The 12,525-nt window shown below is 68.3% G+C and carries 15 protein-coding genes; 7 read left to right on the forward strand and 8 right to left on the reverse strand.

Annotated features, from left to right (window positions below; all coding sequences use genetic code 11):
* The first annotated feature begins 42 nt into the window (after positions 1-42).
* Both AC50X6_RS02695 and AC50X6_RS02700 read left to right on the forward strand, forming a co-directional pair.
* Positions 43-906: an HpcH/HpaI aldolase/citrate lyase family protein gene (locus AC50X6_RS02695; RefSeq protein WP_494964780.1), complete on the forward strand. Its 864-nt coding sequence runs from the start codon at positions 43-45 to the stop codon at positions 904-906.
* 198 nt (positions 907-1,104) lie between these two features.
* Positions 1,105-1,329 (forward strand): DUF3188 domain-containing protein, encoded by a 225-nt coding sequence (locus tag AC50X6_RS02700; RefSeq protein WP_326967786.1) that lies wholly within the window; start codon positions 1,105-1,107, stop codon positions 1,327-1,329.
* Here AC50X6_RS02700 and AC50X6_RS02705 read toward each other — a convergent pair.
* Together AC50X6_RS02705 and AC50X6_RS02710 are read right to left on the reverse strand one after the other, a co-directional pair.
* Entirely contained in the window at positions 1,319-3,064 is a 1,746-nt protein-coding gene (locus AC50X6_RS02705) for a SulP family inorganic anion transporter (RefSeq protein WP_494964781.1), read from the reverse strand. The two genes, AC50X6_RS02700 and AC50X6_RS02705, sit on opposite strands and share 11 nt — an antisense overlap.
* Positions 3,061-3,495, reverse strand: coding sequence for an ArsR/SmtB family transcription factor (locus AC50X6_RS02710; protein WP_494964782.1), 435 nt, complete (start codon positions 3,493-3,495; stop codon positions 3,061-3,063). Before AC50X6_RS02710 ends, AC50X6_RS02705 begins: the two co-directional genes overlap by 4 nt.
* 136 nt (positions 3,496-3,631) lie before the next feature.
* Between AC50X6_RS02710 and AC50X6_RS02715 the strand changes: the two genes are divergently transcribed.
* The 4 genes from AC50X6_RS02715 to AC50X6_RS02730 all read left to right on the forward strand — a co-directional run bounded on the left by AC50X6_RS02715 (position 3,632) and on the right by AC50X6_RS02730 (position 6,972).
* Entirely contained in the window at positions 3,632-4,117 is a 486-nt protein-coding gene (locus AC50X6_RS02715) for an FAS1-like dehydratase domain-containing protein (protein WP_494964783.1), read from the forward strand.
* A gap of 2 nt (positions 4,118-4,119) precedes the next feature.
* Complete coding sequence (locus AC50X6_RS02720) at positions 4,120-4,557, forward strand: MaoC family dehydratase (RefSeq protein ID WP_494964784.1); 438 nt, start codon at positions 4,120-4,122, stop codon at positions 4,555-4,557.
* An 86-nt stretch (positions 4,558-4,643) separates the two neighbouring features.
* Positions 4,644-5,855, forward strand: a complete 1,212-nt coding sequence (locus AC50X6_RS02725) for an MFS transporter (RefSeq protein ID WP_494964922.1) — start codon at positions 4,644-4,646, stop codon at positions 5,853-5,855.
* Between the two features lie 49 nt (positions 5,856-5,904).
* Complete coding sequence (locus AC50X6_RS02730; protein WP_494964785.1) at positions 5,905-6,972, forward strand: UDP-N-acetylmuramate dehydrogenase; 1,068 nt, start codon at positions 5,905-5,907, stop codon at positions 6,970-6,972.
* Between the two features lie 56 nt (positions 6,973-7,028).
* Here the strand turns inward: AC50X6_RS02730 and AC50X6_RS02735 are convergent, their stop codons facing one another.
* Positions 7,029-7,535: a hypothetical protein gene (locus AC50X6_RS02735; RefSeq protein ID WP_326967780.1), complete on the reverse strand. Its 507-nt coding sequence runs from the start codon at positions 7,533-7,535 to the stop codon at positions 7,029-7,031.
* A gap of 100 nt (positions 7,536-7,635) precedes the next feature.
* Here AC50X6_RS02735 and AC50X6_RS02740 point away from each other — a divergent pair, with 100 nt between their 5' ends.
* Positions 7,636-8,742: a winged helix DNA-binding domain-containing protein gene (locus AC50X6_RS02740; protein WP_494964786.1), complete on the forward strand. Its 1,107-nt coding sequence runs from the start codon at positions 7,636-7,638 to the stop codon at positions 8,740-8,742.
* A 20-nt stretch (positions 8,743-8,762) separates the two neighbouring features.
* On the opposite strand, the gene asd is transcribed toward AC50X6_RS02740, so the two are convergent.
* The 5 genes from asd to AC50X6_RS02765 all read right to left on the reverse strand — a co-directional run bounded on the left by asd (position 8,763) and on the right by AC50X6_RS02765 (position 12,523).
* Positions 8,763-9,905: an aspartate-semialdehyde dehydrogenase gene (gene asd / locus AC50X6_RS02745; RefSeq protein ID WP_494964787.1), complete on the reverse strand. Its 1,143-nt coding sequence runs from the start codon at positions 9,903-9,905 to the stop codon at positions 8,763-8,765.
* Between the two features lie 74 nt (positions 9,906-9,979).
* Positions 9,980-10,360 (reverse strand): hypothetical protein, encoded by a 381-nt coding sequence (locus AC50X6_RS02750; protein ID WP_494964788.1) that lies wholly within the window; start codon positions 10,358-10,360, stop codon positions 9,980-9,982.
* A 7-nt stretch (positions 10,361-10,367) separates the two neighbouring features.
* Positions 10,368-11,036: a hypothetical protein gene (locus tag AC50X6_RS02755; RefSeq protein ID WP_494964789.1), complete on the reverse strand. Its 669-nt coding sequence runs from the start codon at positions 11,034-11,036 to the stop codon at positions 10,368-10,370.
* A 9-nt stretch (positions 11,037-11,045) separates the two neighbouring features.
* Positions 11,046-12,143: a WXG100 family type VII secretion target gene (locus AC50X6_RS02760; RefSeq protein ID WP_494964790.1), complete on the reverse strand. Its 1,098-nt coding sequence runs from the start codon at positions 12,141-12,143 to the stop codon at positions 11,046-11,048.
* A gap of 161 nt (positions 12,144-12,304) precedes the next feature.
* A complete protein-coding gene (locus AC50X6_RS02765; RefSeq protein ID WP_494964791.1) occupies positions 12,305-12,523 on the reverse strand; it encodes an NF038396 family protein in 219 nt (72 codons plus the stop codon).
* Between the last annotated feature and the right edge of the window lie 2 nt (positions 12,524-12,525).

Consider the following 12,525-nt stretch of genomic DNA (forward strand, 5'->3'; position numbering starts at 1 on the left):
ATCGCTTGGCGGGAGTCGCCCCGGAACGGCTAGCGTAGATACATGACCTCTACCACCACTGCCGGGATCGTCCGGCCTCAACGCAACGTTCCGGCTGAAATCGCCCGCTCCTGGCTCCTGGTCAATGCGATGAAACGTGAGCTGTTCGATCAGTCCGCCGTCTCCCGTGCCGACGCCATCATCCTGGATATCGAGGATGCCGTGGATCCTTCCCAGAAGGACGCCGCCCGCGCCCACGTGGTCGAGTGGCTGGCCGCCGGCGGCAACGCCTGGGTGCGGATCAACGACGCCACGAGCCCTTTCTGGGCCGACGACCTCGCCGGCCTCCGCGGCACCCCGGGGCTGTTGGGCGTCATGCTGGCCAAGACCGAGTCCGCGGACCAGGTCACCGAAAGCTTCCACAGGATGGACGGCAAGACTCCGGTCATACCGCTCGTCGAGTCCGCCGTCGGCATCGAGGAGGCCAACCACATCGCCAGGGCCCAGGGTGCGTTCCGGCTGGCCTTCGGCTCCGGCGACTTCCGCCGCGACACCGGCATGGCGGCCACCGCCGAGGCCATGGCCTACCCGCGCGCCAAGCTTGTGGTGGCCAGCCGGGTCGGCAACCTGCCGGGGCCCATCGACGGACCCACGGTGGGCACCAACCACCCGATCCTGCGCGAGCAGACCGGCATCACCGTGATGATGGGCATGACCGGCAAGCTGTGCCTCGCCATCGACCAGACCAGCGTCATTAACGAGGTCATCAGCCCGACGCCGTCCGACGTCGCCTGGGCCACGGACTTCATGGCCGACTTCGAGGCCAGCGGCCGCGTCATCCGGGACGGCTCGGATCTGCCCCGCCTGGGCCGCGCCGAGAAGATCATGAAGCTCGCGGTAGCGTTTGGCGTGCAGCCGGCCCTGTAGCCGCCACCCGGAGCAGAGAAGACCCCGTGACCGCTCCCTGACGGCCGGGTGGTCCGAATCCTCGCAGTCGAGGCCTGAATTTCCTGGCGACGCGCAAAATACCGGACGCGCCCGTATTTCCGCGTCGCCAGGTAATTTGAGTGTCGCCAGGAAGTTTGCGCCTCGCGGCGTTCCGGTGCGCCCCGGTAGACTGGCCCGGTGCTGAAAGAATTCTGGGACTCCGCGCCAACCACTTACAAGGTGCTGGTTTTCAGTGCCATGGCCCTGATTGCCGCCGGCATCGTCCTCAATCTGGTGGGCAACTCCACGGGTAACCAGGCCCTCAGCGTAGCCTCGCTGCCGGTCATCGGCCTGGGCCTGGTCCTTCACATCGCCGGGATTGTGGTGCGCGGCCAGACCATCCGGAAAAACCTCAAGCGCTAGCCTCGGCGTTCCGCCGGACATGGCTCCGGGCATGCTCCACGGCGTCGGGCAGGGACGAGAACAGGTGCTTGTGATGCCGCAGTGAGCGGATCACCCCGACGTTTGTCACAAGGTCCAGGTGCTGCGGCTGGACACCTTTAAGCAGGACCGTGATGCCGCGCAGCTCCAGTGCCGAGATGACTTCCACCAGGGTGTGGGCGCCGGTGGCATCAAGCATTCTGACCTGCGAGAGCCGGATGATGGCGACCTGGATGTCCCTGACCTGGCTGATTTCCTGCAGCACGCGTTCCGCGGCGCCGAAGAACATGGCCCCGTCCAGCCTGAAAATGGCGATGTGCCCGTCCCCGGGGATGGATGTCCCGGGAATCTCCTCGCGCCGGACCCCACTCAGGGATGCGAACTTCCGCAGCGTGAAGACGGCAGCGGCGACAAACCCGATTTCGATTGCGACGATCAGGTCGAAGGCCACGGTGATAATGGCAGTCAGCACAAAGACGAAGGCGTCGGCGCGGGTGGAGCGCATGATGGCGGTGACCGTGCGCTGTGAAACCATGCGGGTTGCCGTCACCATCAGGATGCCGGCCAATACCGCCAGCGGGATCTTCCCGACGAGCCCGGCTGCGAGGTAGATGATGGCGAGCAGCACCAGCGCGTGGACGATCGCGGAGAGCCGTGTCTTGGCGCCGGAGCGGACGTTGACAGCGGTCCTGGCGATGGCGCCGGTTGCAGGCATGCCGCCGAAGAATCCTGCCGCGACGGACGCCAGCCCCTGGCCGGTGAGCTCCCGGTCCGGGCTGTAGGCCCCGGAGGGCCTGCCGTCCGGACCCACCATGCCGGCGGCCACCCGGGCAGAGAGCAGGGATTCTATGGCGGCGAGTGTCGCGATGGACACCGCGGGCATGAGCAGCCCGCCCAGCGCACCCGGATCGAGGGAGGGCATCGTAGGCGCGGGCAGGGAGTGCGGCAGGGCGCCGATCCTGGGGATGTCGAGCCGGAGCAGCTCGGCGGCGACGGTGGCCAGCAGCACCGCGATCAGGCTCGCGGGCAAGGACTTGTGCAGCTTCGGCAGCAGGTACATCACGGCCGAGACCCCCACGACGACGGCGAGCGTCTGCAATACGGTGGGTGACGACGCGCGGGAGGCACTCTCGAGGGCGGCCAGCAGGGTGTTGTGGCCGGGGATCCCCTCGGTGCCGGTGGCCATGGGCACCTGCTGGAGGAAGATAATCAGGGCGATGCCGAGGGTGAAACCCTCCACCACCGGCCAGGGGATGAACGCCACGGCCCGGCCCAGCCCGCTGAGGCCAAGGAGGATGACCAGCACGCCGGCCATCAGCGAGACCAGGGCGATGCTGCCGACGCCGTGGATTGCCACCACCGGGGCTAGCACCACCACCATGGCGCCCGTCGGGCCGGAGACCTGGACATGGGAACCGCCCATAACGGCGGCCACGAGGCCGGCCACCACCGCGGTGATGAGTCCGGCCTCGGCGCCTACGCCGGAGCTGACGCCGAAGGCGAGGGCCAGCGGCAGGGCCACGATGCCGACCGTGATGCCAGCCACCAGATCAGCTTGCCAGGATGAGCGCAGTCCGTCGTAGTCGCGGCGGGACGGCAGGAAGGTCCGCAGCGAAAACCGCCGGCCCCCGCCGGGCTGCACCCCGTCGGCCAGCAGCGTGCGGGGGTCTTTCCCGGTGGATCTGCCGGCGACGCGGGGCTCTGGCGGAATGCTCATAATGCCGATCCTTTCGTGGGGGAGGAGACTGGTCCTTCGGCCGGGGAAGCGGCGCCGCCGACGCGGACTGCGAGGTGTCCGCCCGGCAACTCCTGCGCCAGCCGCAGCTGTTCGTTGGAGCCGGCCAGGCTGTCCAAAAGGAAGGTCCTGGCGATGGAGAGCAGCTCTGAAATCATCGGATGCGCCAGCCGGTAGGTCACCGCGTTTGCTGTCCGCACTGAGGTGACTACCCCGTGCCGGCGGAGCGTGGCCAGATGCTGGGACAGGTGCGAGGCTTCAAGGCCAGTCTCTGCCAGCAGGTAGCTGACCGGCGCCGAGTTCTCCGGGGCCGCGGCCAGGAGTTCCAGCACCCGGATTCGGGCCGGGTGGGCGAGAGCCTTGAACAGGTTGGCTTTGATCTCATACAGAGGGCTTTGTGCTACTGAAATCACGGTTGGTCCGCTCCCTCTCTGTGCCGCGGGCTGGAAAGAGTCCGCATGAATTGATGAATTTATGTTTTCATCATACCGTGGTGGCCGGCGGGTGTCATAACAGATGAGCTGCGCGCAGGCCCGATAGGCTGGAACCATGACTATCAATCCGGATCTGCAGGGCAGAAGCTACCCTGCCGCAGAGGTGTACGATGTCGGCCGCGAGAAGATCCGCGAGTTCGCGCGCGCCGTCAAAGCCACCCACCCCGCCCACTTCGAGGTCGTCGCGGCAGCGGCCCTGGGCCACCGCGATTTGGTGGCGCCGCCCACCTTCGCGATCATCGTCGCGCAGCGGGCCGACGCCCAGCTGATCGAAGACCCGGACTCCGGCATCGACTTTTCCCGCGTGGTCCACGCAGACCAGCGCTTCATCCATCACCGGCCGATCATCGCCGGCGACCGGCTTGTCGCCGAACTGCACGTCGACGGCGTCCGCTCCATGGGCGGCGGCGCGATGATCACCACCCGCTCGGAAATCTTCGCCCTGGCCCCCGACGAGTCCCCCGACGGTTCCGGCGTCGAATCCCGCGAGGCCGTAGCCACCGCCACCTCGTCCATCCTGGTCCGCGGAGAGGGACAGTAGACATGACACCCACATTCTCGGAACTCACGGTCGGTCAGGTCATCGGCAGCCGCAGCATCGACGTCACCCGCTCGGACCTGGTCAGGTACGCCGGTGCTTCCGGCGACTTCAACCCGATCCACTGGAACGGCTCGTTCGCCACCGGCGTCGGGCTGCCGGGGGTCATCGCCCACGGCATGTTCACCATGGGCGCAGTGGTCCAGCTCGTGACTGACTGGGCAGGCGACCCCGCCGCCGTCGTCGACTTCCAGACCCGCTTCACCAAGCCCGTCCCGGTGGCCGACACCACCGGGACGCCCGACGCCGGTGCCGTGATCGAGGTCAGCGGCGCCATCGGGGCGCTCGACGCCGGGGCCGGCACCGCGCGCGTCGACCTCACGGTCGTCTCGGCCGGCCAGAAGGTTCTGGTGAAGGCCCAGGCCGTCGTCAGGCTGGCCTGAACCCGCCTGTCGCTGCAGTGAAGACAGAAACTGCAACGGCTGCAGAGACCACCCGCTGGCGCAACGCCGTCGTCGCCGCCTACGCGATGAGTGGCATTGCCTTCGCCAGCTGGGTGTCCCGGCTCCCGGCCATCCGGGACGGCCTCGAACTCACACCGGGGAACATCGGGCTGCTGCTGCTCAGCATGTCGTTTGCTTCCTTCATCTCCGTGTCCGCCTCCGGGCTGATCGTGCTGCGCTTTGGGTCCAAGCAGACCATCCGGATCGGCAGCATCATGGTCGGCGCCGGTCTGGTTCTCGCCGGGTTCGGCACCTCGGTACTGGTCAACCCGCTGGTCGTGGCCGCCGGACTCACCGTCATTGGTCTGGGCACCGCCAGTTGGAACACGGCCTCCAACGTCGAGGGCGCCGCAGTGGAACGGGCTGTGCGCCGGCACATGATGCCGCGGCTGCACGGAGCCTTCAGCCTGGGCACCGTCGCAGGCGCAGGGGCCGGGGCATGGGCCGCCGGCGCGAGTGTTCCGGTCTTCTGGCATCTCGCCGCCGTGGGGATCATCGTGGCATTCACCGTAGCGACCGCCGCGGGGTGGTTCCTGGCTGACATCACGCCGGTGGAGGCCCCACAGAACGCCAGACCGGCTACACCGGACACCTTCGAGGATCCCTCGACCGGCCCGCTGGCCATCATCACGGCCGCCACCAGCCCCGGAGTGCCACTGGACAACAAACGCCGGATCGCGCAGGCCTGGCGGGACCGCCGGACCCTGCTCCTCGGCGTCCTGGTGCTGGGGCTTGCCCTAGCCGAAGGGGCGGCGGCGGACTGGGTGGCGCTGGCGCTCGCCGACGGCCACGGCCAGTCCGACGCCGCGGGAGCCGCCGGGTATGGCCTCTTCGTCACCTTCATGACCGTGGGCCGCTTCGCCGGAACTCTGGTCCTGGATCGCTTCGGCCGCGTCCCGGTGATGCGCTGGTGCGCCGCGCTGGCCGTGCTCGGCCTCGGCCTGTTCGTCGTTGCGCCGGTGCCGTGGCTGGCTTACGTGGGGCTGGCCGTGTGGGGGCTGGGCGCCTCGCTGGGCTTCCCGGTGGGCATGTCCGCCGCCGCCGACGACCCCGTCAAGGCAGCCGCCCGCGTTTCCGTGGTTTCCACGATCGGCTACGGCGCGTTCCTCTGCGGGCCGCCGCTGCTGGGCCTGCTGGCGGAACACGTGGGAATCCTGCACTCGCTGCTGGCCGTCATGGTGATGCTTGTGGTCAGTTTCCTGCTGTCCCCGGTGGCGCGGAAGGCCGGCCCGGCGTAGCCCTGGCGGGCGGGCCACGGAACCGGCTCATCCCCGTTAGGCTGGTCGGGTGACCCAGATTCTGCTTTCTGACTTGACCACGGCTGCCGTCGGCGGCCCCGCCGGCACTTTCGTCGAAGCCCGCACCGAGACCGAAATCATCGACGCCGTCCGCTCGGCCGACGCCGCCGGCGAGCCGCTGCTCATCATCGGCGGCGGCTCCAACCTGCTGGTGTCCGACGACGGGTTCCCCGGCACCGTGCTGAAAATCGCCTCCGAGGGGTTCACCGTCAACGCGGAGGACTCCTGCGGCGGCGTCGCGGTCGTAGTCCAGGCCGGCCATAACTGGGACGCCTTCGTCGAACACGCCGTGCGGCACGCCTGGTCCGGCATCGAGGCGCTGTCCGGCATCCCGGGCGCCACCGGCGCCACACCGGTGCAAAACGTCGGTGCGTACGGCTCGGAAGTCTCCCAGACCATCGCCGCAGTGCGGACCTGGGACCGGGAGCGCACGGCCGTGAAGACGTTCACCAACTCGGAGCTGAAGTTCGGCTACCGCGACTCCCTCCTGAAACAGACCACGGTCCACGGATCCCCGCGCTATGTGGTGCTCACCGTCGAGTTCCAGTTGCCGCTGGGCCGGATGAGCGCCCCGATCCGCTATGCAGAACTCGCCCGGGTACTCGGCGTCGAGACCGGGCAGCGGGCCTACGCGAACGAGGTCCGCCGGGAGGTGCTGCGGCTTCGGGCGTCCAAGGGCATGGTGTGGGATGCGGCAGACCGGGACACCTACTCCACCGGTTCCTTCTTCACGAACCCGATTGTGCCAGCCGATGTGGCCGCGCAGCTGCCGGCGGACGCGCCGAGCTATCCGGGTGGCGCGGAGGGGATGACGAAGCTCTCGGCGGCCTGGCTGATCGACCAGGCCGGCTACGGCAAGGGATTCGGCCTCGGGCAGGACAGCATCTCCGGCGGCCGGGCATCGCTGTCGACCAAGCACACCCTGGCCATCACCAACCGCGGTGGTGCCAGCACCGCGGACATGCTGGCGATCGCACGCGAGGTACGCCGCGGCGTCGTCGAACGCTTCGGCATTGAACTGCACCGGGAACCGCTGCTGATCGGCGTCGAGCTTTAGGAAGTCGGGCTCTAGGCAAGTCGGGCTCCGGGAAAGTTGGGCTCCCGGCTGCGGAGTCAGTCGCTGCTGCCGGGAGGGGCCGTCTCGGGCGGGCCTACCTTGCTGAAGAGCATAAAGGTGAAGCCGGACGCCGCGGCGCCCAGCAGGAAGACCTGGCAGAAAGCCACGGACTGGGCGCTGGGCCCGCTCCGGAGCAGCAACCCGGCGCAGGCGAAGGCGACGGCCCCGGCGAGCAGCGCGAGGGAACCGAGCAGGAAACTCTGCACCGTGGCGGGAAAGTCCGCGGGGGAATCAAAACGGAGTTCCCGGTCGCGCTGCCGGGCCTCGTGCGGTGTCCCGGCGCGGGGCTGCAGCGTGGCGGCCGTGACGAAACTGGTGACGGACACCGCCATGCACACCCCGGCCGTCAGCTGCAGGGTGCTCATCATGGGGGAAAGCCGGGTGCCGCTGGCGATCGCGACGGCCAGGCCGGCGGCCATGCCGGCCGCGCTGGCGGCCCAGCCCAGCACAGCCAGCCTCCTGCTCAGGGGCCGCAGCCGCGGCCACATCTCACTCATGGTCATCCATCAAGGGTAGGCAGCTCTGCTGGACGGTGGCTGGGAACGGCATGGGCCGGAGCCGGGCCGGGCGGGGAATGACGGTCCCCGGCCCTAGGATATGTCCATGGCAGCAGCGGCTAACTCCCGGCTCAGTAAGGGCATCATCGGCAGGCTCCGGCTGGCGTCGCAAGGTCTGGTGGGGCCGGGTTTCAACAGCGCCGCGGACGCCGTCCGGTGGATGACGGCGATGCAGGGCCAGGATCTGCAGGCCGCCCTCTGGGCCGTCGGGCAGCGGGTCCCGGGCTCCCGCATCGGAGATGTCCGGTCGGCGATTGACCGGGGCGAAATTGTCCGGTCCTGGCCGATGCGCGGCACGCTGCACCTGCTTGCCCCCGAGGACCTGAAATGGATCCTGGGCATTACCGCCGATCGGCTGCTCCGGGGTATGGCCGGGCGTCACCGGGAGCTCGAGATTTCCGCGGCCGACGTCGGCGTCGCGGCCGACGCCGCGCAGCAGCTGGTCGCCGGCGGATCAGCCGCCAGCCGCGCGGAGCTGTTCCGGGCCTTCGGACGGGCCGGGCAGTCCAGCGCCGGCCAGCGCGGCATCCACCTGCTGGGGATCCTCTGCCAGCGGGGATGGCTGGTGCAGGGTCCGCTTGCCGGCAACCAACAGCTCGTCATGGCCTTTGACGACTGGGTCAAAGACTCGCGCACCCTGGACCGGGCAGAGGGCATTGCGGAGTGGCTGCTGCGGTACCTGCGCAGCCACGGTCCCGCCACCGAGCGTGACTTCTCCTGGTGGGCGGGTATCCCGCTCACCGAGGTCCGGGCGGCGCTGGCCGAAGTCAGGGGACAACTGGTGGAGCTTGAGTTTGACGGGACCAGCTACTGGCTCTCCCCGGAGACGGCGGCGCTGCTCGACGGCGGTGTCCCCGGCGCGCGGACGGTGCTCGCGCTGCCGGGCTTTGACGAGTTCCTGCTGGGCTACACCGACCGGTCCCTGGTAGTGCCGCCGGAGCATGCGGACAGGATCGTGCCGGGCGGCAACGGCGTGTTCAAGAAGACCATCGTGGCCGGCGGCGGGGTGATCGGCACCTGGGCACGCTCCGCGACCGGCCGGGGCGCCGTCGTCGTGCCCGAGCCCTTCGACGCCGTTAACGGATTGCGGCCCGCCGCTCAAAAGTCCTTTGAGCTGCAGGCCGCGAAATACCGGAGATTCCTGGGACCCTGAACGGCGGCGGGTGAACGTCCCTAGAGTGTGCCGGTGGCGATGTTGAGCATACGCCGCAGCGGCTCGGCCGCGCCCCACAGCAGCTGATCTCCGACCGTGAAGGCGCTGATGTACTGCGGGCCCATCTCCAGCTTCCGGATCCGGCCCACCGGGATGTCCAGGGTGCCGGAGGCCGCCACCGGGGTGAGGTCTGCCATGGAGGCCTCCTTGGTGTTGGGCACCACCTTGGCCCACTGGTTGTCAGCGTCGAGGAGCCCCTCGATCTCGGCGACGGAGAGGTCCTCCCGGAGCTTCAGTGTCAGCGCCTGGGAATGCGAGCGCATGGCGCCGATCCGGATGCACAGGCCGTCCATGATGATGTGGTCATCGCCGGCGGTGCCCAGGATCTTGTTCGTCTCCGCCCCGGCCTTCCACTCTTCCCTGGACTGGCCGTTGCCGAGGTCCGCGTCGATCCACGGGATCAGGGAGCCGGCCAGCGGCACCCCGAACTGCGAGGCATCGATGCCGCTGCGCTGGTGCGCCAGGACCTTCCGGTCGATCTCGAGGATGGCCGACGCCGGGTCGTCCAGTTCGGTGCTGACCTCGGCGTTGAGCGTGCCGAACTGGCTCAGGAGCTCGCGCATGTGCCGGGCGCCGCCACCGGAGGCCGCCTGGTAGGTCATTGAGGTGCCCCACTCCACGAGGCCGTTTTTGAACAGCCCGCCGAGGCCCATCAGCATGCACGAGACCGTGCAGTTGCCGCCGATGTAGTCCTTCACACCGCCGGCGAGGCCGGCATCGATAACGTCACGGTTGATCGGGTCCAGGACGATGATCGAGTCGTCGTTCATCCGCAGTGTGGAGGCGGCATCGATCCAGAGGCCGTCCCAGCCGCGGCTGCGCAGTTCGCCGTGGACCTGCTTGGTGTAGTCCCCGCCCTGCGCGGTGACGATGATCGGCAGCTTCGCCAGAGTGTCGACGTCGAACGCGTCCTCGAGCCTGCCAGTGTCGCCGGCGGCTGGACCGGCAAGGGCCGGGGCGGCACCTCCGGCGTTCGAGGTGGAGAAAAATACCGGGTTGATGGTGGCGAAGTCGCCCTCGTCCTGCATACGCTGCATCAGGACGGAACCGACCATGCCACGCCAACCGACCAGTCCGACGGACGGAGTAGCTGCTGTAGTCATTGGGCCAGTTTAGACTTCGCCGGCGCAGTGGCGCAGCCGGTTACGTCACCGCGGCGCTACAACCGGCCGTCCCGTTACTCGACGGGCCTCGGGAGGTTGCGCGTCTTGCGCAGTTTCTCGGCCCGGCGCTCCTTGGCGAAGCTGGTCCACGCGACCAGCGGCACCAGGATTCCCACCGGGATAGTCCACCAGATGTCGCCCAGCATCTCCCAGGTGCCGTCAACCGCCATGCGGGCCAGGCCGTAGGCAACCCCGCCGGCGAAGAGCGAGGCAAGGATGGCCAGGAAGAGCAGACCGCCGGAGGAGCTGACGGGTTTGACCAGCCCGTGGCCGCGGTCCTTCCGGACCCCGTACTCCTCGGCGGTGTAGGCAATCAGTTCGCCGTTTCCGGCCCGGCGCTGGATGCGGCCGTCTTTCCCGGGCCGGGCGTGCGGGTAGCCCGGTTCCTGGGGCACATCCGAACTACGCCTGGCCACGGATGTCCTCAATGGTGCGCAGCAGCCCGCCGTCGTCCAGGCCTTCGGTTTCCGTGACCTCATCGGCGGCGAAGTCCGGAATGCCCGTGGTCCACGAGCTTGCCTCGCGGCGGACAAGCAGGTGCTGTTCCGCGTCGAGGGTCTTGACGACGAGGTAGGCGGAGCCGCCGGCGTGCTGTTCTACATGCTGGCGCACCAGGCGGAGCGTCGCTTCGGCGGAGCTGATAGCGGGGTCCTGGGCGAAGACGAACCAGGTTCCCAGGAGCCGCGGCTGCAGCATGAGGGCCACGCCGGGAGCCTCGATCAGCACTACGTTGTCCATGGTGTCCCCGGTGAGCAGGGATACTTCGGTCCACCGGGTTGCCTTGCCGAGGGCCGTGGCGACGGCCGCGGCCACCCCCTTCACGCCTAGGTCACCGTCATCATCGATGCTGGCCATGTCCCGCGCCATCAGGGACGATGCTCCGGCCGTGGACAGCGTGACATCGTCCACCATGTCCGCGGCGCGGAAGACGCTGACCGAACGCTCCCGGCAGGGGCCCTCGAACACGTTGAGCAGGTAGGCGAATTCGCCCACGCCAAAGCCGATCACATCGACGCCGAGCCGCGGCTCCTGCGTTGTCTCGTTCTGCATCGTCTCGTTCTCGACAGTCATAGTGGTCTCCTAATCCCCGAAGCCGAAGAACTTCGCCACGGATTTGCCTGCATCTTTGGCGGTATCTGCCGCGTCACTGACGAACTCGCCGGGATCCTGCACCGCGTTGACGATACCCTCCCCGATGTTCTTCCCGACGCTGGAGATGGTGTCCCAATTCTCGTAGATTGCAATCCCCACGCTGGCGACCTGGCAGACGGTGCCCGCGGGCGGCGGCAGGAAGGAGCCGACCGCGAGGAGTCCCTTTCCCGCGCTGGCCATACCGCCTTTGACATCGCCATCAGCGAAACTCCGCACGGAGTCGACTGCGCTGAAGCCGACGCCGGCCCAGCCGAGACCGCGGGCGAGCCCGGATTTGCCGAGCCACTCAAGCTTGGTGCCGGCTCCGAGCCAGGGTTTCTCCTCCAGCAGCGGCCCGAACCTGGCCAGCGGCCCGATGTACTGGTTGAGGTTCTTCAGCGACGCGATATCTGAGACCTTGTCGATCGCGGCGAGGCCGCGGTTCGCTGCTGCGGAGCCCTTGAGCAGGTTAGCAAGGGCCGGGTTGCTGATCAGCCGGTGCGGGGCGAATCCGGGACCGCCGATCCGGTGCTTCCCCTGCGCGAAGGACCTGACAAAATCCGCGCGCTGGTTGTTCAACACCCAGCCCAGCTGGCCGGTGTGCTTGGCCAGGGTCAGGGGCGCCTTGATGAGCTTTTGCACGCCCATGGCGACCCTGAGCCCGCCGACTCCGCCCACCAGTGCTCCGCCGAGCAGCGCCCAGCCGCCTGCGCCGTTTCGGGCCCCGCCGATGGTTCCCGGCCCCCCGCCGGATCCGGTGGTCCCAGGCCCCCCGGCGGCGCTGGCCTTCTCCTGCTGGTCCGCGTGCGTCAGCAGCCGTTTGGACTCTTCCTTGAGCGCCCGGGCCGTCTTCTGGATAAGCGCGCGGTGGCTCCCGTTCCATTCAGACGTGAAGCGGGCGCCGTCGGCACCCTTCCAGGAGGAGCTGTTGTTGATGGCCGACGTGAGTGTGGTCGACTGCTGCAGCAGGGTCTCGGACGTCTTACCGAACTGCTCCGCGAGCGTGCGCAATTGGGTCACGTCGGCGCCCCACAAATTTCCTGCCATTTCGGCTCCCCCTCTCTGTGCACCAGCCCCGCCGTGCACCAGCCTGGACCTGATGTCTTCCGGCACTGGTATCTAACCGGCTCCAATGTAGCCGGAATGGCCGAATCCCGCGATGGGGTGATCTCCCCATTCGGGCCCGCCCGGCCACGGCGGCGCCGCCGTTACTCGCCCTTGTGCTCCGAAAGCAGCGCGTGTTTGCGCTTCCGCAGCGCAAACACCGCCCCGAAGACGAACACCTGGGTGACCACCACGAGAACGATTGCCCCGACGATCCTGCTGTCACCCAGGATCATGGTCAGTCCCACAATCGCCGAGAGCAGTGCCAGCAGCGGAAGCAGCATATAGCCGAGGACAAAGAGGGTTTCGGGTTTCTTCAGCATCC

The organism is Pseudarthrobacter sp. HLT1-7, from assembly GCF_059383435.1.

Excerpts from the sequence above, each read along its gene's own strand:
- AC50X6_RS02720 (WP_494964784.1), top strand. The coding sequence starts at position 4,120 with ATGACACCCACATTCTCGGAACTCACGGTCGGTCAGGTCATCGGCAGC.
- AC50X6_RS02705 (WP_494964781.1), bottom strand. The coding sequence starts at position 3,064 with ATGAGCATTCCGCCAGAGCCCCGCGTCGCCGGCAGATCCACCGGGAAA.
- AC50X6_RS02695 (WP_494964780.1), top strand. The coding sequence starts at position 43 with ATGACCTCTACCACCACTGCCGGGATCGTCCGGCCTCAACGCAACGTT.
- AC50X6_RS02760 (WP_494964790.1), bottom strand. The coding sequence starts at position 12,143 with ATGGCAGGAAATTTGTGGGGCGCCGACGTGACCCAATTGCGCACGCTC.
- AC50X6_RS02755 (WP_494964789.1), bottom strand. The coding sequence starts at position 11,036 with ATGACTGTCGAGAACGAGACGATGCAGAACGAGACAACGCAGGAGCCG.
- AC50X6_RS02735 (WP_326967780.1), bottom strand. The coding sequence starts at position 7,535 with ATGACCATGAGTGAGATGTGGCCGCGGCTGCGGCCCCTGAGCAGGAGG.
- AC50X6_RS02715 (WP_494964783.1), top strand. The coding sequence starts at position 3,632 with ATGACTATCAATCCGGATCTGCAGGGCAGAAGCTACCCTGCCGCAGAG.
- asd (WP_494964787.1), bottom strand. The coding sequence starts at position 9,905 with ATGACTACAGCAGCTACTCCGTCCGTCGGACTGGTCGGTTGGCGTGGC.
- AC50X6_RS02725 (WP_494964922.1), top strand. The coding sequence starts at position 4,644 with ATGAGTGGCATTGCCTTCGCCAGCTGGGTGTCCCGGCTCCCGGCCATC.
- AC50X6_RS02765 (WP_494964791.1), bottom strand. The coding sequence starts at position 12,523 with ATGCTGAAGAAACCCGAAACCCTCTTTGTCCTCGGCTATATGCTGCTT.
- AC50X6_RS02740 (WP_494964786.1), top strand. The coding sequence starts at position 7,636 with ATGGCAGCAGCGGCTAACTCCCGGCTCAGTAAGGGCATCATCGGCAGG.